This window comes from Paenibacillus sp. ACRRX (assembly GCF_022346885.1).
Classification (GTDB): Bacteria; Bacillota; Bacilli; order Paenibacillales; family Paenibacillaceae; genus Paenibacillus_B.
Genome location: NZ_JAKRNK010000002.1, coordinates 436,217 through 460,423, shown reverse-complemented (window position 1 = coordinate 460,423; position 24,207 = coordinate 436,217). Strand labels below are relative to the sequence as shown.

26 protein-coding genes and 1 riboswitch are annotated in these 24,207 nt (G+C 43.5%); of the genes, 18 read left to right on the top strand and 8 right to left on the bottom strand.

Annotation, left to right across the window (positions count from 1 at the left end; translation table 11 throughout):
• Nucleotides 1-28: 28 nt before the first annotated feature.
• Nucleotides 29-1,135 (top strand): hypothetical protein, encoded by a 1,107-nt coding sequence (locus MH117_RS07530; protein ID WP_239328065.1) that lies wholly within the window; start codon nt 29-31, stop codon nt 1,133-1,135.
• Between the two features lie 69 nt (nt 1,136-1,204).
• Here MH117_RS07530 and MH117_RS07525 read toward each other — a convergent pair whose 3' ends face one another.
• Both MH117_RS07525 and MH117_RS07520 read right to left on the bottom strand, forming a co-directional pair.
• Nucleotides 1,205-1,600, bottom strand: coding sequence for a hypothetical protein (locus MH117_RS07525; protein ID WP_239328064.1), 396 nt, complete (start codon nt 1,598-1,600; stop codon nt 1,205-1,207).
• Nucleotides 1,601-2,061: 461 nt separating this feature from the next.
• Nucleotides 2,062-2,805, bottom strand: coding sequence for a YwaF family protein (locus MH117_RS07520; protein WP_239328063.1), 744 nt, complete (start codon nt 2,803-2,805; stop codon nt 2,062-2,064).
• A gap of 202 nt (nt 2,806-3,007) precedes the next feature.
• Between MH117_RS07520 and MH117_RS07515 the strand changes: the two genes are divergently transcribed.
• The 4 genes from MH117_RS07515 to MH117_RS07500 all read left to right on the top strand — a co-directional run bounded on the left by MH117_RS07515 (nt 3,008) and on the right by MH117_RS07500 (nt 6,269).
• Nucleotides 3,008-3,709 (top strand): DsbA family oxidoreductase, encoded by a 702-nt coding sequence (locus MH117_RS07515; RefSeq protein WP_239328062.1) that lies wholly within the window; start codon nt 3,008-3,010, stop codon nt 3,707-3,709.
• 133 nt (nt 3,710-3,842) lie between these two features.
• Complete coding sequence (locus MH117_RS07510) at nt 3,843-4,454, top strand: hypothetical protein (RefSeq protein WP_239328061.1); 612 nt, start codon at nt 3,843-3,845, stop codon at nt 4,452-4,454.
• Between the two features lie 229 nt (nt 4,455-4,683).
• A complete protein-coding gene (locus tag MH117_RS07505; protein WP_239328060.1) occupies nt 4,684-5,568 on the top strand; it encodes an ABC transporter ATP-binding protein in 885 nt (294 codons plus the stop codon).
• Entirely contained in the window at nt 5,565-6,269 is a 705-nt protein-coding gene (locus tag MH117_RS07500; RefSeq protein WP_239328059.1) for a hypothetical protein, read from the top strand. The genes MH117_RS07505 and MH117_RS07500 overlap by 4 nt, the downstream gene beginning before the upstream one ends.
• A 56-nt stretch (nt 6,270-6,325) precedes the next feature.
• Here MH117_RS07500 and MH117_RS07495 read toward each other — a convergent pair whose 3' ends face one another.
• Nucleotides 6,326-7,219: a LysR family transcriptional regulator gene (locus MH117_RS07495; RefSeq protein ID WP_239328058.1), complete on the bottom strand. Its 894-nt coding sequence runs from the start codon at nt 7,217-7,219 to the stop codon at nt 6,326-6,328.
• A 204-nt stretch (nt 7,220-7,423) separates the two neighbouring features.
• Here MH117_RS07495 and MH117_RS07490 point away from each other — a divergent pair, with 204 nt between their 5' ends.
• The 4 genes from MH117_RS07490 (at nt 7,424) to MH117_RS07475 (ending at nt 12,124) form a co-directional block, all read left to right on the top strand.
• Nucleotides 7,424-8,656: an amidohydrolase gene (locus MH117_RS07490; RefSeq protein ID WP_239328057.1), complete on the top strand. Its 1,233-nt coding sequence runs from the start codon at nt 7,424-7,426 to the stop codon at nt 8,654-8,656.
• Between the two features lie 261 nt (nt 8,657-8,917).
• Nucleotides 8,918-9,277: a hypothetical protein gene (locus MH117_RS07485; RefSeq protein ID WP_239328056.1), complete on the top strand. Its 360-nt coding sequence runs from the start codon at nt 8,918-8,920 to the stop codon at nt 9,275-9,277.
• Nucleotides 9,278-9,353: 76 nt separating this feature from the next.
• The gene (gene secD, locus MH117_RS07480; protein WP_239328055.1) at nt 9,354-11,516 is read left to right on the top strand and encodes a protein translocase subunit SecD; all 2,163 of its coding nucleotides are present in this window, start codon (nt 9,354-9,356) and stop codon (nt 11,514-11,516) included.
• Nucleotides 11,517-11,524: 8 nt separating this feature from the next.
• A complete protein-coding gene (locus MH117_RS07475) occupies nt 11,525-12,124 on the top strand; it encodes a DedA family protein (RefSeq protein WP_239328054.1) in 600 nt (199 codons plus the stop codon).
• A gap of 53 nt (nt 12,125-12,177) precedes the next feature.
• Here MH117_RS07475 and MH117_RS07470 read toward each other — a convergent pair whose 3' ends face one another.
• Nucleotides 12,178-12,486 (bottom strand): hypothetical protein, encoded by a 309-nt coding sequence (locus MH117_RS07470; RefSeq protein ID WP_239328053.1) that lies wholly within the window; start codon nt 12,484-12,486, stop codon nt 12,178-12,180.
• 63 nt (nt 12,487-12,549) lie between these two features.
• Here MH117_RS07470 and infC point away from each other — a divergent pair, with 63 nt between their 5' ends.
• Nucleotides 12,550-13,023, top strand: a complete 474-nt coding sequence (infC, locus tag MH117_RS07465) for a translation initiation factor IF-3 (RefSeq protein ID WP_239328052.1) — start codon at nt 12,550-12,552, stop codon at nt 13,021-13,023.
• 169 nt (nt 13,024-13,192) lie between these two features.
• Nucleotides 13,193-14,350 (top strand): MFS transporter, encoded by a 1,158-nt coding sequence (locus MH117_RS07460; RefSeq protein WP_275444585.1) that lies wholly within the window; start codon nt 13,193-13,195, stop codon nt 14,348-14,350.
• A 98-nt stretch (nt 14,351-14,448) separates the two neighbouring features.
• On the opposite strand, the gene MH117_RS07455 is transcribed toward MH117_RS07460, so the two are convergent.
• Nucleotides 14,449-14,703, bottom strand: coding sequence for a hypothetical protein (locus tag MH117_RS07455; protein ID WP_239328050.1), 255 nt, complete (start codon nt 14,701-14,703; stop codon nt 14,449-14,451).
• 212 nt (nt 14,704-14,915) lie between these two features.
• On the opposite strand from MH117_RS07455, the gene MH117_RS07450 reads away from it, so the two are divergent.
• Entirely contained in the window at nt 14,916-15,881 is a 966-nt protein-coding gene (locus MH117_RS07450; RefSeq protein ID WP_239328049.1) for an NAD(P)H-dependent flavin oxidoreductase, read from the top strand.
• Between the two features lie 46 nt (nt 15,882-15,927).
• Here the strand turns inward: MH117_RS07450 and pdaA are convergent, their stop codons facing one another.
• Both pdaA and MH117_RS07440 read right to left on the bottom strand, forming a co-directional pair.
• A complete protein-coding gene (gene pdaA, locus MH117_RS07445) occupies nt 15,928-16,677 on the bottom strand; it encodes a delta-lactam-biosynthetic de-N-acetylase (RefSeq protein ID WP_481857259.1) in 750 nt (249 codons plus the stop codon).
• 60 nt (nt 16,678-16,737) lie between these two features.
• On the bottom strand, nt 16,738-17,520 hold the full coding sequence (locus MH117_RS07440) for a polysaccharide deacetylase family protein (RefSeq protein ID WP_239328047.1): 783 nt from the start codon (nt 17,518-17,520) through the stop codon (nt 16,738-16,740).
• A 460-nt stretch (nt 17,521-17,980) separates the two neighbouring features.
• Here MH117_RS07440 and MH117_RS07435 point away from each other — a divergent pair, with 460 nt between their 5' ends.
• From MH117_RS07435 to MH117_RS07425, 3 genes are all read left to right on the top strand, one after another.
• Entirely contained in the window at nt 17,981-18,382 is a 402-nt protein-coding gene (locus tag MH117_RS07435) for a VOC family protein (protein WP_239328046.1), read from the top strand.
• A gap of 286 nt (nt 18,383-18,668) precedes the next feature.
• Nucleotides 18,669-18,818: riboswitch (FMN riboswitch) on the top strand.
• A gap of 155 nt (nt 18,819-18,973) precedes the next feature.
• Nucleotides 18,974-19,897, top strand: coding sequence for a DMT family transporter (locus tag MH117_RS07430; RefSeq protein ID WP_239328045.1), 924 nt, complete (start codon nt 18,974-18,976; stop codon nt 19,895-19,897).
• 335 nt (nt 19,898-20,232) lie between these two features.
• Complete coding sequence (locus tag MH117_RS07425) at nt 20,233-21,234, top strand: AI-2E family transporter (protein ID WP_239328044.1); 1,002 nt, start codon at nt 20,233-20,235, stop codon at nt 21,232-21,234.
• Between the two features lie 136 nt (nt 21,235-21,370).
• Here MH117_RS07425 and MH117_RS07420 read toward each other — a convergent pair whose 3' ends face one another.
• On the bottom strand, nt 21,371-22,015 hold the full coding sequence (locus tag MH117_RS07420; RefSeq protein WP_239328043.1) for a metal-dependent hydrolase: 645 nt from the start codon (nt 22,013-22,015) through the stop codon (nt 21,371-21,373).
• Between the two features lie 390 nt (nt 22,016-22,405).
• On the opposite strand from MH117_RS07420, the gene MH117_RS07415 reads away from it, so the two are divergent.
• The 3 genes from MH117_RS07415 to MH117_RS07405 all read left to right on the top strand — a co-directional run bounded on the left by MH117_RS07415 (nt 22,406) and on the right by MH117_RS07405 (nt 24,195).
• On the top strand, nt 22,406-23,164 hold the full coding sequence (locus tag MH117_RS07415; RefSeq protein WP_239328042.1) for a DUF4184 family protein: 759 nt from the start codon (nt 22,406-22,408) through the stop codon (nt 23,162-23,164).
• Nucleotides 23,165-23,531: 367 nt separating this feature from the next.
• Nucleotides 23,532-23,834 carry a PadR family transcriptional regulator gene (locus MH117_RS07410; protein ID WP_275444559.1) on the top strand — a complete coding sequence of 101 codons (303 nt, stop codon included), beginning with the start codon at nt 23,532-23,534 and terminating at the stop codon, nt 23,832-23,834.
• A 4-nt stretch (nt 23,835-23,838) separates the two neighbouring features.
• A complete protein-coding gene (locus tag MH117_RS07405; RefSeq protein ID WP_239328041.1) occupies nt 23,839-24,195 on the top strand; it encodes a DUF1048 domain-containing protein in 357 nt (118 codons plus the stop codon).
• Nucleotides 24,196-24,207: the final 12 nt, after the last annotated feature.

Genomic DNA, 24,207 nt, shown 5'->3' with positions numbered 1-24,207 from the left:
ACTACTCAGATAAGAAATGAGGATTTTCATGCGGGAGAACATATTACCTTTTAGCCAGCCACAATTGTATGGTTTTCTGGGGCATGCCTATGTACTTGGTGTTCTTCAAGATGACGAGCGCTGTATGGATTGGTTTTACACAAACTATGTTCAGCTTCATATAACACAGCAGTACATTGATCTAGGTGAGTATCGATTGGATTTTTACCCGGACCTGTTAATTATTTTTGGCAATGTGCCTTGGCTGGATTATCATCGTACGGATAAAGAGATGTTGACCCGAATGAATATCAACATACGTGATTTTATTATCGATCATATTGACCGGGGCTTTTACTTCTTCTCTTATATCGATGAATATTACATTCCAAACACGTTGTGCTATAATTTCCGACACATGACCCATGATCTGCTAGTGTTAGGGTACAATTTGGACAAACAGACTTATACGGTTGCGGGTTTTAATAGGGATCGGGCTTTTAGCTGCCGGGAAATTAGTTTTGAAGAGTTTGAGACGGCCTACAATAGTCCAACAACACACAACTATATTAGTATGTTCCGTAAAGCTGACAATTATGAACAAACCAAGTATGACTTGAAATACGGATTATATGATTTTGATCTCGGTGTGATGATGGAATCATTGACAGAGTATCTCCACGGCATTAACTCATCCCGGCGGATGGGCTTATATCGCAACTTGGAACCAGGTGTATATGGAATGAAAGTTTATCAGGCGCTACAGCATTATTTCAAACTGCTGGGGAAGGATCAGATTGCCTTAGACGTTCGTCCTCTGCATTTGCTCTGGGAGCACAAAAGATTTATGGTGCAGCGAATTCGTTATTTGCAACAGCATGGGTATCTAAATGCCGACAGCACAACACTTCAGGCATATGAAAGTATGGAGCGTTTGGCACTGAAGCTGAGAAATTTGTTGTTAAAGTATTATTTTACAACGCTTCCCGCTTTGTTGGATAAAATAGATGAAGGTCTTGAGACACTGTTCACGACTGAAAAAGTAGTGTTGGATCAACTGCTTGACGAGCTCTGTGTCAATAATGGCATCGAGCGGTCTTCCCTTGATAAAAGGGTTGTAACTGTATATACAAGTGAGCCTGCCACAATATCATAAATAAGAAGAGCAGACGCTTCCATGCTACTGGAAGGTCTGCTCTTTTTGATTGAACTTCTTAAGTTCTAATTAATAAGGCGCCGCAATGCTGTATGACCATTTATCAGCACCGCCGTCAGCATATACTCGGATCACATATTGGCCAGGATCAAGTTGGAAGAAGGTATCAACCACCGTTTTGATACGATAGGCATTAGGATGAGGCTTGGGCTCTGATAAATCAAAATTAATAAAAATATCATTTTCTCCAGGCATCTCACCCCAAGGGGTAATCTTAAACAATCTAACGACAAACTGACGTGTACCGCTTGTTTCAGGACCTTTATATGCAACATCAATTTTGACATTCAGATGGCTATATGTGTTGTGTTGATAATATTGATAACCTTCATATGCAGATGCTGGTGAGGAGAATAAGAGTGCTACCATAACATACAAAAAAATAACACCGGACAATCTTTTCATCAATCATCATCACCCTTCGATTTGTATAAGCTACATGTGTCGACCCATAGCTGTGAGCAAGCTAAACAGTATGAGCTGCAACCACCTCCCCCAGCACTCTATTATTTCGAGCCAGTCCATCTGTATCGTCTATTAGTGAGAATATCCGAATTAATAAAGAAAGAAAGTAGAGGCTAACATGGGATGATGAAAAGTTGAGTGTCGAGCAAAAATTAATGAGGGTATGAGGATTAATAATTGTCGGCGGCCAAACGTTACGAAGCGGGTTGTTAAATGGCAATTCTATTAACATTATTTATATCACACTTGGTTAGTTGTTTCAATTGTTTTGGAAGCGTTTTTTTACATTTTATTATTCTTGGCATCACAAAGAGCGGAGCCCTGATATCTCCGCCGAAATGTGATAGCCTCTTATTCTGAAACGTATTGAATGTATGTGAACCAGTGTTCACAGTGATCCGTTACTCGGACAATGGGAGCTTATTGCGTGACAGCTGAGCCCGTGCAACAAAAATAAATGGCAAGTAAAGCAATATAAACAATACAAACGCCACAGCTTCTAAAGATAGTAAATACCATGGATATGGACCTAACAGATCAAGCATAGAGGCTGTGTCCGGTTTCTTCATCAGGAACATATAGTTCCCACCTACGGCATAGTTAATGGAGCCGACTACTACCAGCAATACATTTAAGAATGCCATCGCTAGCCCTACGGATTTAAACGTCGGCCTGTATTGTTCCACCCATACCATATAGAGCACAGCCAACATGATTGCAAAGTGGGCAATAAAAAACTCAAGAAAGCGATAATGAGGGAAATCAAAGGTGAGAGCGGGCGTAAGTATGGCTTGAAGTGCCCCACCAATTCCAGTGAAATAGACAATCTGAAATAGAAACCGATTATTAAACAGCAGCATAAAAACACATAGATATAATGAAATGCTGCATAATTCCAACGGGAGTGTGTCCTGAAGACGGAAAACGCCTTGTGTGATGTACCATATATTAAGTGTCACCTCACATAGTACTAGAACAGCAGCCAAGATAAATCGTCCGTATTTACGATAGTGGCTTTTGTGAAGGCGCTGACGATTGACATATAACAAAATCAGGCATAACACAAATACAGATAATGCACTTAAGTGTGCAGGTGAATAAAACGTAAAGAGCTGGGTATGATTGACATCAAAATAACGATTCATATCGGAAGCCTCGTCACCCCTTTCCAAGTGATGTACTTTTATTATTTATTTTACAATAAAAGGAACAAGATGCATATATAATTTGAGTAGGGGAAACGACATTTTAACAAAATAAAAGTAAGTTACTTGATTGTTGTAACTATAAGAGTTACAATGGGTGTACTTAATTAAATATGATGACAATCAAATGAGGAGGTCTATTATGAAAGTTGAAATTTGGTCTGACTATATGTGTCCATTTTGTTATATTGGTAAACGCCGTTTTGAGGAGGCGCTGGATCAATTCCCGCATAAGGATAAAGTAGAAGTGATCTACCGCAGCTTTGAGCTTGATCCTGAAGCTGCCCGTGATGTTGATTATGATGTCCATACGATGCTGTCGAAAAAGTACAATATGAGTGTACAGCAAGCAAAATCAATGAATGATAACATTACGGAGCAAGCGAAGAGTGTCGGATTGACTTACCATTTTGATACGATGGTGCTGAGCAATTCGTTTGATGCTCATCGATTGACTCACTTTGCCGCTCAGAACGGCAAGATGCGAGAGATGAACGAAGCTTTGTTCCGTGCCGTATTTACGGACTCCAAGCACATTGGCAATCATGACGTGTTGTCTGATTTAGCTGTTGGTGTTGGCCTCGATCGAGAGGCAGTTCTAGAGATGCTGGCGAGCGAGCAATATGCTCAGGATGCGCGTTTTGATGAGCAATTAGCGGGACGACTTGGCATTCGTGCGGTGCCGTTTTTTGTCTTGAACGAGAAGTATGGTATTTCTGGTGCGCAACCAACGGAAGCATTTGCAGAACAACTGCTTAAAGCCTGGAACGAAGCCGCAACACAAGAAGGGGTAGCGGGGTCAAGCACAGGAGATTCATGCTCAGATGGTGCTTGTTCGATTTAAGATGGTGAACTTGCTTGGCGTTATTGTTCATATAATGAAATGTAAATAACATGTAACCTTATTGGTCAAGCTTACGTCTATTTTACAGAAGCTTGTAAGAGATGAATGTATGCTGCTGCCGAGGAGGATCCATGTGTTTATTCGAAGCAGGATTTTGTGGGCTCGTGTAATAGGAATAGTTCTGCTGCTTAATGTCTACGTTCACGATCAGGTGCACGCCACCAGCTGGATTCGGATGGAGCCAGAAATGGTCGTTCAGCGGGCTCAACTTGTAGTTACAGGCATATATACGTTTAACGACCCCACCGCAGATCAATCATCGATGTGGGAAGGATATAATTTTACGGTCTCTCACGTTATAAAGGGGTATTGCCCCAGAATGATAATCGCAGGAATTGACCGAGATGATCAACAGGGAGCTCTTGATCATCAGAATGCAGGCGGGGAGTATCTATTGTTTCTGGAGCGGGACTTAGATACTAATCTCATGACACCTGTCGGCGGAACTAATGGCATGGTGCGCATAAAGGACACAAAAGTGCAGCAGCAGGATGATCCCCATGCACAATTGTATTTTACGCAATATTTGGCTGTACATGGTATAGAGGCCAAGCTGCCTAAGCCTAGTCGTCAGCTTGATTCTACCTTTAGTCCATTGCTGTTATTTGTGCTCGTTAGTGTTATTCTGACAACATTAGGTTGGATTATTATTCAGAGTCGCTTAACTGGCAGCAAGAAGATGTAACATTTTGTATGCAGTAGAGGAGTCGTGGGGAATTGTCCACGGCTCTTTTTGTTATCCCTTTTTCAGAAAAACAAGCAGCATCTTATGAAACTGGCGTATTGTATCCTATATTCTCTATCTATTGGGAAATGCTGCTGTTTAGTCGTATAATAAATAAATGAGAGAAGGATCAGAAATGTCAGAAATAGTCTCTTGCTAGGCTCGTTATTTTTGTGGAGGTATCAACTGTATGCTTCAAGTAAGTCAACTTACATATCGATATAAAAACAGAAGGGTACTTGACGACTTATCCCTGGTTGTGGAGTCAAGTCAACTGCTTGTACTAGTTGGTGAAAACGGCTCTGGAAAAAGTACCTTGTTGAGAGTGCTAGCTGGGCTGGCCGCGCCTGATAAAGGCAAGATCAGCATAGACCCGCGCGTGGATGCTATAGGTTATGCACCTGAACGAATGCCGCTGTTGCAGCTTACGCCGAGCGAATACCTCACCGCTATGGGGCGTGTTCACCGGATAAGCAAGACAATACTAAGTCAACGAATAGAAGAATTGCACCGGCAGTGGGGCATAAGCCACTCGCAGTATAAGCGCATGGGCACCTTCTCAAAAGGCATGCTGCAGAAAGTCAATCTGATGCAAGCAATGCTTCATCAACCCGACTTTCTGCTGCTCGACGAGCCGATGTCTGGTCTCGATCAGGAGGCTCAACAGGAGCTGAGACGACAATTGTTGGCATATAGGGAGCGGGGGGCCACGATTGTTGCGGCGTGCCACGAATCCATATTAACGAAAGATGCAGATCAAGTGGTGGAATTGAGCGGCGGCAAGCTATTAAAGTCCTACTCCAAGGCAGACCATTTAGAGTCCTTGGTCATAGGCATGGAGTATAGTGAGTGTCACAACACGTCTCAACATAACAAGCGCATTAAATGCTACTTGCGGCACAACGATCAAATGACGGTGATTCAGCAGCAGATCGGATTTATGGGCTGGATAACTGAAGAAGAGCGGCATACGCTGGTAGTTGCCGCCGATCATTGTGATGACATGCTGCGTCTGCTGCTTAAAATAGATGCTACGATCTGTACCGTGTCTGATGAGGAGGATTGTTCAGCATGAGCACGATGATTACATATTTACTACGGCAATATGTGCGCTCTAATCGTTATTTTCCGCCTTTGGCGGTGTTAGGATTGTGTCTGATGATGCTGTACTCCATGCAACCTAATCCAGTATTAGATAGTTATGCAGCTAGTGCCGTGATGCTGTTTTTTATTTCGGCATGGTTCTGTTATGGGTTCGGCCACACGGAGCATCCTTATCAAGAGATGATATCAATTGTCCACATAAAGAACCCGAATTTATATTTCTTAAGTAAATTAATTGCAGCAAGCGTATTAATAGGCATCAGTTGCTTGTTTGTTGTCCTTTTACCGGTGCTCATGCAAGTATTTGATCGACCAGTCACATGGAAAGATATGCTATTGGGATTGATCGGCCATTTAGAGTTAGCCATTCTAGCCGCGTGTATTACAGCATGTTTTCAATCCAAAGGAGTGGGCAAGCGGAGCGTGGTTCTCGGAGGATTAGTGCTAACTTTAATCCTATCTTTATGTCAAGGAGCTTTTTTGCACAACTTTCCAGATTGGCTGCTGCCGCTTAGCTGGTTCATTCCGCCTGCTTACCATGTAATGGACGTGCTAATGAATGCAGGCAAACGATCAAACTGGGACTTATACTGTGTACTTCTGATGACGCCAGTTTACATAGGGGCGCTAGTTCTGGTGCTTCTCAGGCTAAACAGTCGTCATTATCGATAATCGGATTAACTGTGCATTTACCTTACTTGGCCTGCTTGCTTAGCGATTATCCTGATTTAATGGGCTTCTTTCTCACTAAGATTCTGCTTAACCATATTTATAAAATGCTGGGCAGGCTTGGATAAATAATGATCACGCATCCAAATCAGAGCTGTGGAAGAAGTGGCATGCAGATCTTCGATGGTATAAACGTTTAATTCTGTTGCACGATGAACTTGCAGTAGTGATTCAGGGACAATAGCTGCACCAAATCCAGACCTGACCAGCTCCAACATGGTGTAAATATCCGAGCACTCGCATATAAAGCAGGGATTTAAACTTCTTTTGGCAAATTGCTCCACAATAATGTGATGCAGACCTAAACCTTCTGTACTGGGGACAAGAAGAGCCGTTTGTTCCATCTCAGCGAAAGTGACTTGCTTGCGGGGATACCGATAGGTAGGTGACGCTATATAACGAAGCGGTTCCGTTATTAAGTTAATTACGGAGAAATCCTGCAGCTCCAAAGGCAATTTAATAATCGCTAAATCGATCTGGCGGTCCCGTAAAAGCTGACATAGATGGGCAGATTCATTCTGTTTAATCTTATAGTCTATCATTGGGAAAGACGAGCGAAATTGAACGAGCAGGTTAGGCAGGTCGGGATAAGGTAAGGTGTTGACTCCAATGGATAACTTGCCACGTTGCCCCGCACCTGTCTCTTGAACCTCAAGTTGTGATTCCTCCATTAAAGCAGTAATTCGCAAAGCATGTTTATACAAGGTACGACCGGCTTCTGTGAGTTCTAGTGTTCTACCTCTTCGTGCAATCAATTCCACTCCTAATTGATGTTCCATAAGTTTGAGCTGCTGGCTTAGAGGAGGCTGCGCGATATGCAGCCGTCTGGCTGCAGAAGTAATATTTTGTTCTTCGGCGATGGCTATAAAGTAACGAAGCTGTCTAATATCCATGCTGATTGCACCACCTTTTCATATGTTAAAGATATGATAACCCAATCTATTATATATTTTTCATATATGAAATCCAATGGTACCATAAGTGTGCAGCGTGCATGAGGCATGGAGTGATTGCTGAAGCGCATCTATATAATAATAGGCAGGGACAACCTCGTATTATCAAGACGATGGACTTAGCTGGATATTGGAGGTATTAAGATGAAAACGTCATATTGGATTAAAAATGTCAGTCTGGACACAGGATACTTATATGAAGACGAGCAAGTGGTAGGAACCTGTACGGGATTGTTACACATTCGGATAGCCGATGGACTCATCCAGGAAATTGTTCCGAGATCTAGTATAATCGTTGACGAGCAGTTGACAACGTATGATGCAAATGGAAAGCTTCTGATTCCTTCCTTCCATGACGCGCACATTCACTTGGACAAGACATTTTATGGTGGAAGTTGGCGAGCTGTTCGCCCGGCAGCGAGCATATTTGAGCGTATAGAGCAGGAACGTAAACTACTCCCGGAGTTAATTCCTGTAGCCCGTCAGCGTACGGGCCATCTCCTTGATCTTCTGTTATCTCATGGGTCGACTCATGTGAGAGGACATGTGAATATCGATCCAGTGAGCGGCTTGAGGATGCTGGAGTCGACACTTTCGGCACTCGATGATTACAAAGGCCGAGTTACGTCTGCGCTTGTCGCTTTTCCGCAGCATGGTCTGCTTCACTCCGACTCCGCAGCACTTGTCAGAGCAGCCGTGCAAAATGGTGCCCAGTTTGTAGGGGCTGTTGATCCGGCGACTGTAGATCGTGATATCGAGCGCTCCTTGCAAACGGTCATGGATATTGCTGTTGAGACGGGAGCAGGCATTGATGTGCATATTCATGATCAGGGTGCCGTGGGATTAGAAACGCTTGTCAGGTTGGCCGACCTGACGGAGGAAGCAGGATGGCAGGACAAAGTTACCGTGAGCCATGCGTTTGCATTTGCTACTAATGCATTGGAAGAAGTTACTGCGCTTGCCAAACGGTTTGGAGAGCTTGGCATAGCTGTAACTTCAACGGTGCCGATAGGCAGGATGAATATGCCCATCCCACTTATGTCCCATCATGGAGTACCTGTCATGCTTGGGACTGACAGCGTGACGGATCATTGGTCTCCATTCGGCAATGGAGACAATCTGGAGAAGGTAGGACGTTTGGCTGAATTGTACGGGTATAGCTCTGAGTTCGCATTATCCCAGTCGATTAAATATATTACCAATGGAATTTCACCTTTAGACGAACAGGGAAACCAAGTGTGGCCATCTATTGGCGATGAAGCCAGCCTTGTGCTAGTAGAAGCAAGCTGCACAGCCGAAGCTGTAGCCAGACGAGCAGTGAGAAAAGCGGTTATTCACAAAGGTGCACTAGTGTATGGAAGCATGTGCGAGGAGTAAAGCTGTACATTTTTGATGCTTAAGCTAGAGGAATAGTAGCGTAATACAACCGATTGGGCAAAGATTTCTTTTGCTCAATCGTGTTATATATTGTGCACACGTTGTGGGATTCTGGGCTTGATACAGTCGCTCCATTCGTAATGCTGCCTGTATCAGGTGCTGTTAGAAGTATTAAAAAGTCTTGCCTTTTTCATCGCTTGTCTGCTTCTTGCTCCGTATGATAAGATTATGCTTTAAATCATGGTAGGGGGGTGTGGCAAGTTGACGAAGCAGACTCATAGTCGATATCATTTCTTCACAGTTATAATGATGGTGCTCGTGCTGCTGGGTTCGTTATGCCTTCCACTGCTTGCAGCACAGAGTGAACCTACTATCCACCAAACAATAGAATTTGGAAGTAACTTGGAATCGGCAGATGCGATGCTTGTACGCAAGTCGGCTCTATCTGTTAAATATACACTGCTGCATTTGATATTAATTGTAGTGATGTATCGTTTGTTTATCAGCTCCATTAGACGAATATGCTTCCCTTATCATTCCACGTATATTGCTACCGCTATAAGACGTTTATTTCTAATGCCCATCAAACGGACAACGACAGCCATTATCTGCTCTCTTTAACAGCAAACAGGGCAGCCTGTTTATTTTGTGCTGCTCTTTTTCAGCCTACATTGCCGATAAAGGGAGCGTTAACGTTATGAAAATGAAAAGACTTGCTGCATTTATATGTACGGTTATGATCACTTTTATAATCATTGCAGTGACATCACCACAGCTCATCCAGAACACGAAGCTCGGACTTGATCTCAAAGGTGGCTTTGAGATTCTGTATGAAGCACAGCCAGTAGAAGAAGGCGGAACGATCACGAAGGAAGCGCTTCGTCAGACGGCACGGAGCTTAGAAAAGCGTGCCGATGCTTACGGAGTTGCTGAGCCGGAAGTGACACCTGAGGGCACGAACCGAATTCGTGCGCGAATTGCCGGCGTAGCCGACGAACAAACTGTCCGGGAAATGATGAAGAAGCCAGCTAACTTGACGTTTAGAGGTCCTGACGGCAAGATCGAGCTGCATGGCAGTGATTTTGTGGAAGGTGCTGCTCAGGTAGGCTTTGATGATCTTCATCAACCGTTAATCCAGATCAAAGTACGCGACAAGGATAAACTGAAGCAAGTCACAGAGAAGCTGCTTCACCAGCCGCTCTCCATTTATTTGGATGAGGAAGAGCTGTCGGCACCTGTTGTCAGATCCGTGTTGACAGATGGCAACGCGTCGATTACAGGCAGCTATACTCAAGCTGAGGCACGCGAGTTGGCTGAGGTTATTAATATGGGGGCACTGCCGCTTAAGCTGACCGAAAAATATACGCAATCTGTAGGCGCAACATTAGGGCAGCAATCGTTAGAACAGACGGTAAAGGCAGGAACGCTGGCCTCTATATTTATTTTGCTGTTTATGATTATTTTGTACCGGGTTCCCGGAATTGTGGCCAGCATCTCGTTAATTACGTATGCCTGGGCGCTTCTCCTAGTTATGAATGCTATACAGTCAACACTCACTTTGCCTGGGATTGCCGCATTTGTACTAGGAATTGGGATGGCAGTGGACGCTAATATCATTACCTATGAACGGATCAAAGAGGAGATTCGAAGCGGAAAAAGCATGGTCTCCGCGTTAAAGGCAGGATCTAAACATTCCTTCCGGACGATTATGGATGCCAATATCACGACTATTTTAGCCGGTGCTGTACTTTATTATATGGGGACAGGTGCGATCCAAGGCTTTGCACTAACCCTTATTTTAAGTATTTTGCTGAGCATCGTCACGAATGTAATCTTTGCTCGATTCTTGCTGCAATTATTGCTCAAGAGTAATTTGATTACGAAGCCTGGATACTTGGGAGTAAAGCCATCACAGATCACGTCTATTGCTGAACAAGCAAACACTACTCGCCAGATCACAGAAACTAATGGGAAGTTTGACTTTGTAAAATACCGCAAGGTGGCATTCAGTCTGTCTATTGCAATGACAGTGGCGGGAATTATTTCGCTTATGACGTTAGGTTTTAATTTCGGAGTGGACTTTAAGGCAGGCACATCCATAGACATTACGATAGGGAAATCAATAACAAAGCCCGAAGCGGATCAGATTGTTCAATCGACAGGACTAGTACCTGGCACAATGACAATCGGTGGAACAGAGCAGGATCGTATTACAATTCGCTTTGACAAGGTGCTTAATAGTGACAAAGGAGAGGCTGAATCGATTATACAGGCTTTCCGCAAGGCATATGGAGATCAAGTATCTGGCGAAGAACATACGGTCGACCCGGGAATTGCGCAAGAGCTTGGTTTAAAAGCCATTTATGCTGTCTTACTCGCCAGTATTGGCATTATCATCTACGTAGCTGTTAGATTTGAATGGCGTTTTGCACTTGCTTCTGTACTTGCTTTGTTATACAGCGCATTTATGGTAATTACCCTATTCTCACTACTGCAGTTGGAAGTGAATCTGCCGTTTATCGCTGCGATTCTAACGATTATCGGGTACTCGATCAATGATACGATTGTTATTTTTGACCGCATACGGGAAAATTTAAGATTTGCTACACTGAAAAACGTGAACGACTTGTCGGCACTTGTTAATAACAGCATCAAGCAGACTTTTGTACGGTCGATGAATACGGGACTTACAGTAATGGTGGCCTCGCTAATTTTATATGTATTCGGAAGTGAATCGATCCAGTTATTTTCCCTTGCGATGACACTTGGACTTATATTTGGTGTATGCTCTTCCTTGTTTATTGCGGGACAAGTATGGCTCGTATTAAAAAAATCAGCTTTATCTGGCAAATCTTCATGAGGTGAGGAATGGAACAGTTTATTATTGACATCGTGCATCAGTTTAAACAATTATCTTATGCTGGTATTATTATGGCGCTAACCTTTGAATTTATCCCTGCGGAAATCGTGCTGCCTTTAGTAGGCTATTGGGTGTTTCAAGGTGATATGAACTTGTGGCTTGCCATATTAGCGGGTTCGATAGGAGGCGTTACAGGACCTCTCACCTTATATGCACTTGGCAAATATGGTGGGCGACCTTTAATTTTGAAGTATGGAAAGTATTTCTTGATTCGCGAACGGGAAATAGTAGCTTCGGAACGTTTCTTTGCTAAATATGGCGCGGGAGTTGCATTTTTTGGGCGATTTATTCCGGGCGTAAGAACTGCCATATCATTGCCATGCGGTATGGCTAACATGAGTCTTGTTAAATTTATTGCATACACTTACGCTGCCATGCTGCCGATTACCAGCTTATATGTGTATCTGGGTTATCGTCTGGGGCCAAAATGGAAGGACGTTGCTCCACTCGCAAAAGCCTACTTGATGCCTGTAGCGATAGTAATCGCAGTACTTCTAGTTTGTTTTGTTGTTTATCATTATGTAAAACGAAAAGTAAAGCTTGTCTGAATTAATACAACCGACTGCTCTCAATTAGGGCAGTCGGTTGTATTTCGTTAAGCTTATTTTTTCGTAGGAGGTCTCTTTTGAATCTCTTCTGTCACGATGTAAGCCAAATCCTCGTTTCCAAATAAGGAAAGGACAGCAAGCAGCGTGTGATCTGGTATCTCACCAGCTTCATCTGCTGGAACGGTCAATTCTATTGCTTGTTGCAGTGCGTGATTAGCAGTCTGTTGGGGATATGCACGCTGGTACAATTGTTCCGGGTCCAGCTTATGGTTAACGCACCATTGCGCAAATACAAGAATCATCATGTTTTCATCCTGCTGATAACTTTGAATCATTTGTTCTTCCATTTCTTTAGAGTTCATTGCTTAATCTCCTTAATCACGTTAATATGGGTTCATTATAGCGAAGCTAAAGGGGTTATCACAATGATAAAGAATGAAAAAATAAAAGCCGCAGAAGTTCATGTGACGGGTATCAGTGGTGAAGACTTGGGTATTATGTCCACAAAAGCGGCACTGGTCTTGGCAAAGGAGCACAAAGTCGATTTAGTGTGCACCTCATTAATGAGCAGTCCACCACCTTGCAGGTTAGTTCGATCAGGTGCGGTGAAAGAAGAAGCACAGCAGTCCCGCAAACGGGAACAGAATTCTAAAGTAAAAGAAATTAGACTAACGGCAAGAATTGAAGATCACGATTATGAAACCAAGCTTAATCAGGCAGAAAGATTGTTAAAGTCTGGAGATTCGGTACAATTGGTTGTCAAAATAACCGGTAAGGAAGGGGAGCAGGCCAAAGCGCTGCTGCAGCGAATGCTGGTGGACTTGGCACATGCCGGCAACAAGCAATCGGGTATTCAATTAAGCGGTAAACAAGCATGCGTTCAAGTGAATCCACTATAAAGTAACGGGGTACATAAATGTACAGGCATAAATAAGGTCATTGACGTGCAGATTATCATTTTAGGAAGCTGTTTAAGGTCCGTAAATGGGTTATTTGTGCGGAGGTGTGCCGATTTTGCAAGCTGACAAGCGATCTGATTTATTAGCGCTTTCATCTATTCCCTTAATTATGACGTTAGGCAATTCCATGTTGATTCCCGTCTTACCGGAGATAAGGAGACAGCTTAAAGTCAGTTCTTTTCAAACAAGCCTGCTCATTACCGCTTACTCCGTCATGGCCATTATTTTAATACCAATCGCAGGATATTTATCAGACCGCATTGGGCGTAAAGCGGTTATTATTCCGAGTCTTGCTATTGCGGGTATAGGTGGTGGTATATGCGGCGCTGCAGCAGTTTGGATGGATAAGTCCTATTCCATTATTTTAATCGGCAGGGTGCTGCAAGGGATTGGAGCAGCGGGGGCGATGCCGATTGTGCTTCCGTTAGTCGGGGACATGTTCAAAAATGAAAAAGATGTAAGCAGTGGTCTTGGCTTGATTGAAACCTCCAACACAATCGGGAAAGTTTTAAGCCCTATTTTGGGCTCGGCTTTGGTTGCCATTGTCTGGTATTTACCTTTTTGGGCTGTGCCAGTATTATGCTTTATTTCCATATTGTTGGTGCTGTTTCTAGTCAAAAAACCGACTGCTGCAACCGAGCATAAATCCGTCCCTGTGCGAGACTTTTTGCGTACCACAATCCAATTGATTAAAGATAATTTCAGATGGTTAATGGCACTGTTTGTTATCGGCGGCATAGGCATGTTTATGTTATTTGGCTCGCTATTTTATTTGTCTGAGACATTAGAAGAAGCCCATGGCTACAAAGGTATTGTAAAAGGCTGCATTATCGCGATTCCATTAGCCGTCTTGAGTGTGGCTTCATACATTGCAGGCAAGTCGATAGGCGAAAACAAGTATGCAATGAAATGGATCGTCTGTATCGGATTCACAGTGTCCACCATCGCAGTTATCCTTTGTCTGTTGTTTCAGTCAGTGGTTGGAATAATGACTTGCCTCAGCGCTGCAGGATTGGGGTTAGGCGCGTCTTTGCCGTGTTTAGACTCTTTTATAACAGAGGGAATTGAGAAGGAACAGCGAGGTACGATTAGTTCTTTATACAGCAGTATGCGCTTCGTAGGGGTGGCAGCAGGACCTATGGCTGCTTCACTGCTCATGAATGGTTCGAATAAGAGCTTGTTCCTGACACTTGCGATTACTGGAGCCGTAGCGGCCGTATTAGCATTAACGGCAGTAAAGGTTAGAAAAGCACCTGCTAAAATGTAGCGGTGCTTATTTTTGTGCCGCCGTAGAAATACAGAGGAAGCTCCTAAAGAGCTAGGAGCTTCAAGCTAACGCATTTTATTTATAGGATTACAAATAATTTATTCGATGCCAAAATAAATTTTTGCAGCAGCGATGTCGGCCTCATATTGTGCATTCTGTTCGTCAAGCTCCCATTGGTCATGCGCATTGCTGCCATCAGTCCAGTATTGCTTTGTTAGTGCATCCAGATAAGTGTTAAAGCTGGTATAACTGTGAAGGTTCACTAGAGGATGAGCAGAAGCAGCTGAAGTCGAACCCCACATGGAAACAACTACTGCGGCACATAAAACGGCAGACCTTAATCCTTTGTGCATTGAAGTCCCTCCACAACTAATTAGTATGATTCTTCCTGCTACTAGAGCATATAAGAACAAGTAGAGAGAAACAATGACTTTACCATAATATAACATTAGCTTACGCACTGGAATAGAATCATTAGAAAGCGTGTTGGCAGTCATTATGGACGCCGTGAACTAATAAACTAAATATAAAATGCTTTCTCAATGAAAAAGAGGTGAGCAATTAGATGATTTCCTCACGGTGGTTAAGCGATTTATCGCTGCCGGTCATTGTTGCCCCGATGTTTCTCGTTTCCAATCCCCGTATGGTTATTGAAAGCTGTCTAGCAGGCCTAGTTGGAACCTTTCCCCTCTTAAATGCTCGTACGACCGTACAACTCGATCAATGGATGACATCCATTGCACAGGAATTAACAGCGTTCCGCGACTCCCATCCAGAACAGAAGATTGGCCCGTGGGGGGTTAACTTGATTGTTCATCGCAGTAATAAACGATGGATGGAGGACACTACGCTGATTCGTAAACACCAGCCGCCAATCGTCATTACTTCACTTGGCAATCCTGCATCGGTTGTTGAATTCGTACATGATTATGGAGGAATTGTACTATCTGATGTGAGTACGATTACACATGCGAGAAAGGCAGCCGATTGCGGCGTTGATGGTCTTATCTTGGTATGCAATGGAGCTGGTGGTCATGGTGGAACCATCCATCCCTATGCTTTTGTGGCAGAGGTAAAGCGCTGGTGGAAGGGCATAACAATACTGGCAGGCTGCATCTCCAATGGTCAGCATATTCGTGCTTCCATAGCAATCGGAGCGGACGCGGTCTATATGGGGACGCGCTTTATCGCAACAGTCGAGAGCGGAGCGAATGATGCTTATCGGCAGATGCTGATCGAGTCAACTTTAGACGATATTATTTATACAGATGCTGTAAGTGGGGTAAAGGCTAATTACTTAAAGAGCAGTTTAGAGAACGCTGGAATAAGCCTAAGCCTCTCTGATCCGCATCGTCATGCTGGTATGGTGAATCTGGATACGAAGGCGAAGGCGTGGAAAGATATATGGTCGGCTGGGCAGGGAGTAGGAGACGTAGATAGGGTGCTACCACTTAGTGAGCTTGTGAATCAACTAAAGCAAGAGTTCAGACAATCTGCTGGCTTTACGGAGAGATGGAACACCCTTGGCTGAAAGACCAAGGGTGTTCACTTTTCTCAGCATACACGATTTACAAAAATCAGCGCTTGCCAGCAATTAGCTCATCCAAGCTAACAAATTGATAGCCTTGTCTATTCGCCTCGTCTATAATGCGGCCTAAGGCGCCATCATTGTCTTTTGAGATAGCATGCAAAAGAATGACAGCCCCAGGATGCAATTGTTTAATGACATTATCATATGCGTATTGCGCCCCTCGCTGCTGATTTACATCCCAGTCTTTATAAGCGATGGACCAAAACACATTCACATACCCTAATTGTCGGCTCGCATCCAACGTTTGCTCGTTAAAGATGCCACGTGGCGGACGAAGATACCGCATCTCTTGTTGGCCGGTTACTTGGGACACTGCTGTCTGCACTTTGTCTAATTCTTCTCGCAAGCGTAGGGAGGTCACTTGAGTCATATCAGGGTGACTCCAAGAGTGATTGCCGATAATGTGACCCTCAGCATACATCCGTTTCAGTAGATCGGGCTGCGTCTTTACATAATGGCCTGTTACAAAAAATGCAGCTGGCACTTTTTTAACCTTTAGTGTATCCAGGATACTACCAGTAAATCCATTTTCATAGCCGTTGTCGAAGGTTAAATATAATACTTTGCGGTTTGTATCTCCTAGAAATACGGCTCCATATTTGTCGACGATGGGCTTGAATCCTTCCTCGTTAATTGATGGCATACTTCCGTTTTGGCTTTTTTTGAAACCAAAGTGATAGGCTGGGCCTTGATGTGCATGAACGTTAGTACACCATGCTGCCGTTGAGGCCAACATAAGTACCACGATTACCATCGAAGCTAGATATGGTTTTAGCATGTGACTCCTCCAATTTTGTTATTTCACAACTTGCTTTGATTTGGAGCGTTGATCCGGGTGAATGACCTTCTGCTGATTGCCGCTGATACGTATTAGCTCTGAAACGGTAACAAGCTGGAACCCTTTTTTTTGTAATTCAGGCAAAATAGTTTCAAGCGCTTGCTTGGTCTGAGTTTTTCCAGGCACATAATCATGGAATAGTACAATATCTCCGTTGTGCGCGTTTTTAAGCACCTTATCACATATTTTGCCGACACCGGGATGCGTCCAATCCTTGGTGTCTTGATGCCATGACCACATCACTGATTTTAAGCCCAGCAGGTGAGCTGTGTTGATGATTCGATCGTTGTAATTACCTCCTGGTGGTCGAAACAAAGTAGGCTTTGCTCCTGTCACCTCATAAACAGCGAGTTGGGTCCGTTCAATCTCTTGACGGATAAAGGAAGCGGTCGATCTGGCGTTGAAATAGGTATGAGAGAACGTGTGATTAGCAATCTCATGCCCCTCGGCAATAATTTTTTTAACGACTTCGGGATGCTGCTTCACTCTGCGACCGAGCACAAAGAAAGTGCTTTTTACACCATACTGTTTTAAAACATTTAATATGGCGGTTGTTTGAATCGGATCAGGCCCGTCATCAAAAGTTAAAGCCATAACGCGTTGATCCGTCTTTGCCTCCCATATTATGTGGCCCTGCTTCTCATAATCTTCTCTGCTCTTTTGGGTAGGCCAGGCGTTAACTTCTATTGTTAAAAAGGACAAGCAAAAGCAGAGTATTACACTCACAACTATTCGTAACATATGTATCCCCTTTTCAGGAAGCTTAAGTCTTTCCAGCAGGTATTATTTACTCTATTGTGCGAATCTTGAAGTTGAAATAAACTGAATGTTTTTGGAAATAAAAAAGCCTATGTAGAGCGATTATTTCTGTAACACTTCGTATACGAAAACATTCGAAGAGCAGATAAAGTCCTTGCCGAAAGTAAAATCTGGCAAGGACTTCCGGTCGTTTAGAACGGCAATGTTGTTCCGCTGTATTACAAAACGAACTTCTACTTTGTTGTGAAATCCATTCTTTGGCCAGATCGATCCCTTGACCGAGACAATGCTGGAGCAGACAAGTAAATAAGTTCACTACGGAAACCACAGGATGCAGGACAGGAATGCCATACATTGCAGTTTCTTTTATAAGATTCGCTTCTGCTGCCAGAAGTAGAGTATAGTAAGAGTTGTTGAAATATATTCCAGGAGGCGACAGCCCGTGTCACAGGAGATTTGGATTAACCTGCCGGTCAAAGATGTTGAGAGGTCAACTGCCTTTTTCAATGAGATTGGATTCCATGCGGTGAGCGTTGGTAACGAGAGAGCGAAGCTTGCTATAGGTCAAACAACAATTCTGCTGTTCCCGGATGCGGCGTTTGAGAAATTTACAGGTTCAAAAACCGCAGATACTTCCCACAGCGCAGAAGTAATATTTTCGATTGGTGCGGAAAGCAGAGAAGAAGTAGATGCCTTTATTCAAAAAGTAGAGTTTGCCGGAGGAAGCATCTTTGGCAAGCCAAGTGAAATGGACGGCTGGATGTACGGCGCAGGATTTGCCGACCTGGACGGTCACCGCTGGAACCTGCTGTACATGGATGAGAGCAAAATGCCGAAACGCTAATATGGAAACGCCGGCCACCTGCTTAAGGTCACCGGCGTTTTTTACACCCGGATAATCTCATTTCTGTCATTACTGAGGCATATTTATATTTTCGATTTTCAACGTTGGTAACCCTTTCACAAGTAAATACACTGATGCAGCGGATTACATCTCGTTATCTGCATATAAGTCCAATATTGTCAATTACATAAATCATCATTGCTCTATAGTGAAATGACGTTATAATAAATAACGGGACTAGTCATCTATCGTATTCGAGTTGACTTTGTTACTACATAAATTGAAATAGGATCTTCAGGGCAGGGTGAAATTCCTGACCGGCGGTAAGGCGTTATTTGACGCTAAGCCCGCGACTCGTAGTACAGCAAGCGTGTACAGCGACTGACTTGGTGGGAATCCAAGGCCGACGGTAAAGTCCGGATGGAAGAAGATCGCATGTTAGCAAGCATTTCCACAGGATGAACTGTAACTACAGATCGAAAGTGAAATTCGCTGATACCACAACCAGCTATAGTTCTATAGTTGGGTGGGGTATGTCTTCTTCAAGCACGTCTAGATCCTATATTCAACGACCTTGGGAGGTTATTGAATATGGAGAACCGATTGAACGTGGATCAAGGCAGAATGGGGAGTTCGCGCACTGGCGTATGGCTGGTTGCAATGGGAGCTGCTTTATGGGGCATTGGACCTCTGTTCCGTGTGCTGTTGTTGGAGTTATTAACTTCATCACAGATTGTACTGATTGAGCATTTGATCTTGTTTGTCTTTGCGGCGCCTGTCTTATGGCTGCATCGCCATGAGTTAAAGGGGTGTTCATGGCGTCACTTGTTTGCGTTGCTCTTTATTTCGTGGGGCGGTTCTGTGTTTGCCACCATTATGTTTACAGATGCATTCGCACAAGGCAATCCAAATGGTGTACTGCTGCTGCAAAAGCTGCAACCTATTTTCGCCGTATTGTTGGCGAGAATCCTGCTTAAGGAGTCACTGCCGAAAGGTTTCTCATCGTTGCTATTGCTAGCTGTCATAGGAACGTATTTATTAACATTCGGCTGGTCATCACCTGTTGGTCATATGAGCGATGTCATTGGAACAAGCAGTTTGCTGGCACTAGGGGCGGCGTTTTTATGGGGCGGCTCAACAGTCATGGGCAGATATATGCTCGGCAAGATGAAATACGAAACCGTAACTTCACTGCGCTTCTTGCTAGCGCTCCCGTTGTTGTTTGTCATCACATGGACGGAAGCTCCAAGCTGGAATGTGCCCGGCTCCGAATGGGGCACGGTGACGTTCTATATTCTGCTGCAGGCGCTGCTTCCAGGACTTGTGAGCTTGCTGCTGTACTACCGGGGCTTGTCTACAACGAAGGCTTCTTATGCAACGCTGGCAGAACTTTCATTTCCACTGGTAGGCATGTTGATGAACTGGATTGTGTTTCAAGAAATTGTGACGACAGCTCAAGTCACAGGGTTTGCACTTATATGGGTAGCCTTGTATCTTGTATCCAGGCAGCAATGATCATGGTTGAAAGTAGCCTAGCTCATATCAAAATCTAATTAGCTTGTTGGATCACCGGATCGAACTTTATATATGGTTAATAACCAGGCACTGCCGAGCGGCTTGTCTGGTTATTTTTATGATAGGAGAAAAAATTGGAAGAAACCACGACAATCATGAATAAGTATGTATAGAGGAGCTGTACAAGGTGTGCTTCATTGTATATTTAAAAAGAACATGCTCACTATTTGTAAAATAATTGGACAGACGTTATGATAATGAAGTATTTGTTTCTTTTCATGAAGTCATACGTATAGTCAATTGTTCAGTCTACTTAAATAGAATTGAGGAATCTTATGGATTGGAAGAGGATTGTTGAGAGTAAGAGCGTTAGACGATTTGCCATACTGGCTCTTTTCTGTTTTGTGTTGTACAGCGTTAGAAGTATGATGAATGTTATATTGCTGACGTTTATCTTTACTTTTCTGATGGGCAGGCTGCATGAGATGGTGACCAAGCCGCTTAACCGGGTTATGCGAATTCACCCCAAGATTGTCCTGCCAATATTGTACGTCTTGCTTGTAGCAATTATCGTACTCGGTTCGTATAAGTTGTTCCCGATGATATGGGAGCAGGTACTGCAGTTGTATCATTATATTGTGGCCATTTATACACATCCTAGGGCTAACGGACTTCCTGATTACGTGGTGTCATTCTTGCATTCATTTGACATTAAAGGATACATCAAGCCTGGTATGGATTTTGTGTTTAAGATAAGCCATTTTGGTTTACAATTGTTTATTTCTTTAATTTTGAGTCTGTTCTTCTTGCTGGAGAAGACGAAGGTTACGCAATTTACAGCACAATTCAAGTCCAGTAAACTATCTTGGTTCTTTGATGAAGTAGCTTACTTTGGCGTCAAATTTGTACAGACATTCGGAAAAGTACTCGAAACTCAGTTGTTGATCGCATTGATCAATTGTATTCTGACTACACTTGCTTTGTGGATGCTTGGCTTCCCTCAGCTTATCGGATTAGCGCTTATCATTTTTGTATTGGGTCTTATTCCAGTAGCTGGTGTATTTATATCATTAGTGCCGCTGTGTACGATTGCGTTCAGCATTGGCGGACTGAAGTATATCATTTACGTAATCATATTAATTACGGTCATCCATGCTGTAGAGGCATACATGCTGAATCCGAAGCTGATGTCTTCCAAGACACACCTTCCTGTCTTCTATACGTTCCTAGTCCTCTTGTTCTCCGAGCATTTTATGGGGGTATGGGGCTTAATTATCGGTATTCCGATCTTTGTCTTCCTGTTGGATATATTAGATGTGAAGAAACAGGTCGATTAACGATTCATAACAGATGTCTACAGTCAACTAGTCGAAATAAGGGCAGGCTCACCCGCAATAATTGCGGAGAGCTGCCCTTTTTGTATTCCACCATTTATCAGTTAGACTTATAAGCTAAATTGGTGTGGGACGTCAACTAGAAGGGGAGACGTATCGATTTTTTGTAAAGAGGAAATAGCCACTTCACACCTCTTGGCGTGACGGTGTCTGCTGCTAAATGAGAGACGTATCCTGCGATTGCTGTCCACATGATTCCTTCAAGCTGCAAATAGCCTTCCAGTCCAGATCCGATATACCCCCAGAGGATGACTGCCCAGATCGTATGTGTCATGCCCCGGTGTTTAAGCCAAGGGGCAATTGCGATAAACAAGCCGAGCAGAAGCAGCCAATCCATCTGTTCTCGATAACCGAAGTAAACGACTACGCAGCCTGCTAGGCAGGCGAGTACATTACGGATAAATCCATCCCGTGCTACGATACCGAGCAACATGACTGCGATTGCGCATAAGGAGAGACCAGGAGGTACCTCGTAATTATTGGCATATAGATAAATGATACCCGTCACCATCAGGGCCCCTATCCACAGTCCTAGCTCACGAAGCAGCTTGGATACCTTCCCAAGCTTGCTCGTTAATAGACTTGGGCCATCCAGATCAGCACTCAGCGCTGAGAAGGCCGACACTGCAATGTAGAGTGTGGCATTCTGCCAGGTAAATGGGTAGTAGGCTGCAGCTGCCACTCCAATTGCGCAGCCTATCCCAAGATGTGTCCTTCCTTTCATTGTGTCCTCCTTCGTTATGTATCTCTAGATGTTAATGCAAACATATGTTTGCTAATTGATTATACAGCAATGCGACGAAGGAGACAACAGAGGGCAACCCTTAAGTTATAACTCGCTTATTGCGGGGTTACTAGCGTAACTAAGTATATTGCCATATCTCAGGATGAGGCGACGACTGGAAACTGGAACCATGCGCAGCGTGTAGCTGACATTAGATTGAATCGGGTGAGCACTTCGTATAAGCTGATAAAGAGAATTGCGGGAGTTATATAAAGAATAAGTGTTGTGACTCTACATCTGTTCGAAGACTGTCATTCCTGTGTAGTTACCTTGGGCCAAGTTACTGCAATGACGAAACTATGTATGTAAATATGAAAGGGATGTTAATATATGCCTTTTACGTTAGCACACCCAGCTGTTGTTGTTCCCTTATATAAGCGAAAACATATGTTTTGCTTTACAGCGCTAGTGCTCGGCAGTATGGCACCAGATTTTGAGTACTTTATATATTTCGCACCGCATGGGCTTATCGGACATTCATGGTCAGGTTTTTTATACTTTAATTTGCCGCTTGTTTTCTTATGCAGTTATGTGTATCACGGTATCGTAAAACGAATGCTCATTCCACATTTGCCGGAACCGATCTCAACTTGGTATAGGACACATGCAGTTCAAACATGGGGGATACACTCACTTCATTCCTTTATTATATTTGTTTATTCTGCGCTGCTAGGAATGGCGACACATGTGGCGTGGGATGCATTTACGCATGTACAAGGTTATGCGGTCACCCGAATCCCTTTATTGGCTGCTTCGATAGAGATCGGGTACTGGCACATTCCATTCTATAAGTTGGCTCAGCATGGCAGCACGCTCATCGGCGGGATCTGTGTGATCGTGTGGGCTTATCGGCTAAGAGATAAGGGGCAAAATCTTGCTCCTATTGTATCAGTATCTGTTAAATTGAAATTCTGGCTGCTAATTGCGATTGTTGCGCTAGTCATCCTCGGGCTAAGCAGTTATTTACGGGGAGGAATCTCTGTTTATGCATACGGAGTATGGATTGTAACGATGATGAGCAGTGTAACATCTGCGATCATTATCGTTTCTTGTGGATATGTCATCGCTCATTCAAGAACTGAGTCTTAAGTCATTTCCTAAACGGAATGCCGATGTCTGAAGTAATAAAGTATTGGACTCGGAATTATCATGACCTAAACTTAAGAACATCAAATCATATAAAGGGTTCTGCATATTAGTCATGACTAATATGCAGAACCCTTTATTATTACAGAAATTTATAAATTTAGGTCTTGATAAACTGGAAAAATAAAGTTGTAGACTGACGAGTTTTCATTAAGCGGGGCAGGATAGTTGAAAATGTAAAATGCGTATCAGAGCAAACGGTATTGAAAAACTAACTATTTAGTGTTACTTTATAGTGGTAGTAAGTAATACTGCATACCAGTGATACAAAATAGATAAAGGAGGGATTGTTCTGGAAAACCTGACGGAAATGCTCAAAGGCGTGCTTGAGGGCTGCGTACTTGAAATTTTAAGCCGCAAAGAAACTTACGGCTACGAAATCACGCGACAGCTGAACGCTCTCGGCTTCACCGATGTGGTAGAAGGAACGGTATACACCATACTGCTCCGGCTTGAAAAAAACAAGCTGGTACATGTCACCAAAAAGCCATCCGACAAGGGGCCAGCACGAAACTTCTTCAGTCTCAACGATGCAGGGTACGAGGAACTGCGTCGGTTCTGGAAAAAGTGGGAGTTCGTCGCGTCGAAAATTAATCAATTAAGGGAGGAATAATCAAATGTCTGAGTTTTTTAATAATTACTTGAATATCAAAAAAATCATTGAGAGCAAGCGCGAATACAAGCTACAGATGGCAAGAGTAGAGGCTCTGCCGGAAGACTATCAATATGTATTCAAGAAAATTCAGGGTCACATGTGGAAGTTCGCGGCGGGATCCGGATATGACATGATGGAGATCCATTATGGCCTGATAGATCTATTTGAGGCCGGTGCGGCGGACGGCAAACATGTTTTGGAGATTACTGGCGAGGACGTAGCCGCGTTCTGCGAGGAGCTTTTACGCAGTGTCAGCACATACACGGAAAACTGGCGCGAAGCGTTCAACCGTGACATTCTGAAAAAACTGGGAAAGTAATGGATAAAGAGA

Excerpts from the sequence above, each read along its gene's own strand:
- MH117_RS07475 (WP_239328054.1), top strand. The coding sequence starts at position 11,525 with ATGGAACAGTTTATTATTGACATCGTGCATCAGTTTAAACAATTATCT.
- MH117_RS07490 (WP_239328057.1), top strand. The coding sequence starts at position 7,424 with ATGAAAACGTCATATTGGATTAAAAATGTCAGTCTGGACACAGGATAC.
- MH117_RS07450 (WP_239328049.1), top strand. The coding sequence starts at position 14,916 with ATGATTTCCTCACGGTGGTTAAGCGATTTATCGCTGCCGGTCATTGTT.
- MH117_RS07425 (WP_239328044.1), top strand. The coding sequence starts at position 20,233 with ATGGATTGGAAGAGGATTGTTGAGAGTAAGAGCGTTAGACGATTTGCC.
- MH117_RS07525 (WP_239328064.1), bottom strand. The coding sequence starts at position 1,600 with ATGAAAAGATTGTCCGGTGTTATTTTTTTGTATGTTATGGTAGCACTC.
- infC (WP_239328052.1), top strand. The coding sequence starts at position 12,550 with ATGATAAAGAATGAAAAAATAAAAGCCGCAGAAGTTCATGTGACGGGT.
- MH117_RS07520 (WP_239328063.1), bottom strand. The coding sequence starts at position 2,805 with ATGAATCGTTATTTTGATGTCAATCATACCCAGCTCTTTACGTTTTAT.
- MH117_RS07440 (WP_239328047.1), bottom strand. The coding sequence starts at position 17,520 with ATGTTACGAATAGTTGTGAGTGTAATACTCTGCTTTTGCTTGTCCTTT.
- MH117_RS07495 (WP_239328058.1), bottom strand. The coding sequence starts at position 7,219 with ATGGATATTAGACAGCTTCGTTACTTTATAGCCATCGCCGAAGAACAA.
- MH117_RS07460 (WP_275444585.1), top strand. The coding sequence starts at position 13,193 with ATGACGTTAGGCAATTCCATGTTGATTCCCGTCTTACCGGAGATAAGG.
- MH117_RS07430 (WP_239328045.1), top strand. The coding sequence starts at position 18,974 with ATGGAGAACCGATTGAACGTGGATCAAGGCAGAATGGGGAGTTCGCGC.
- MH117_RS07505 (WP_239328060.1), top strand. The coding sequence starts at position 4,684 with ATGCTTCAAGTAAGTCAACTTACATATCGATATAAAAACAGAAGGGTA.
- pdaA (WP_481857259.1), bottom strand. The coding sequence starts at position 16,677 with ATGTTGGCCTCAACGGCAGCATGGTGTACTAACGTTCATGCACATCAA.
- MH117_RS07455 (WP_239328050.1), bottom strand. The coding sequence starts at position 14,703 with ATGCACAAAGGATTAAGGTCTGCCGTTTTATGTGCCGCAGTAGTTGTT.
- MH117_RS07470 (WP_239328053.1), bottom strand. The coding sequence starts at position 12,486 with ATGAACTCTAAAGAAATGGAAGAACAAATGATTCAAAGTTATCAGCAG.
- MH117_RS07515 (WP_239328062.1), top strand. The coding sequence starts at position 3,008 with ATGAAAGTTGAAATTTGGTCTGACTATATGTGTCCATTTTGTTATATT.
- MH117_RS07405 (WP_239328041.1), top strand. The coding sequence starts at position 23,839 with ATGTCTGAGTTTTTTAATAATTACTTGAATATCAAAAAAATCATTGAG.
- secD (WP_239328055.1), top strand. The coding sequence starts at position 9,354 with ATGAAAATGAAAAGACTTGCTGCATTTATATGTACGGTTATGATCACT.
- MH117_RS07530 (WP_239328065.1), top strand. The coding sequence starts at position 29 with ATGCGGGAGAACATATTACCTTTTAGCCAGCCACAATTGTATGGTTTT.
- MH117_RS07500 (WP_239328059.1), top strand. The coding sequence starts at position 5,565 with ATGAGCACGATGATTACATATTTACTACGGCAATATGTGCGCTCTAAT.
- MH117_RS07410 (WP_275444559.1), top strand. The coding sequence starts at position 23,532 with ATGCTCAAAGGCGTGCTTGAGGGCTGCGTACTTGAAATTTTAAGCCGC.
- MH117_RS07420 (WP_239328043.1), bottom strand. The coding sequence starts at position 22,015 with ATGAAAGGAAGGACACATCTTGGGATAGGCTGCGCAATTGGAGTGGCA.
- MH117_RS07415 (WP_239328042.1), top strand. The coding sequence starts at position 22,406 with ATGCCTTTTACGTTAGCACACCCAGCTGTTGTTGTTCCCTTATATAAG.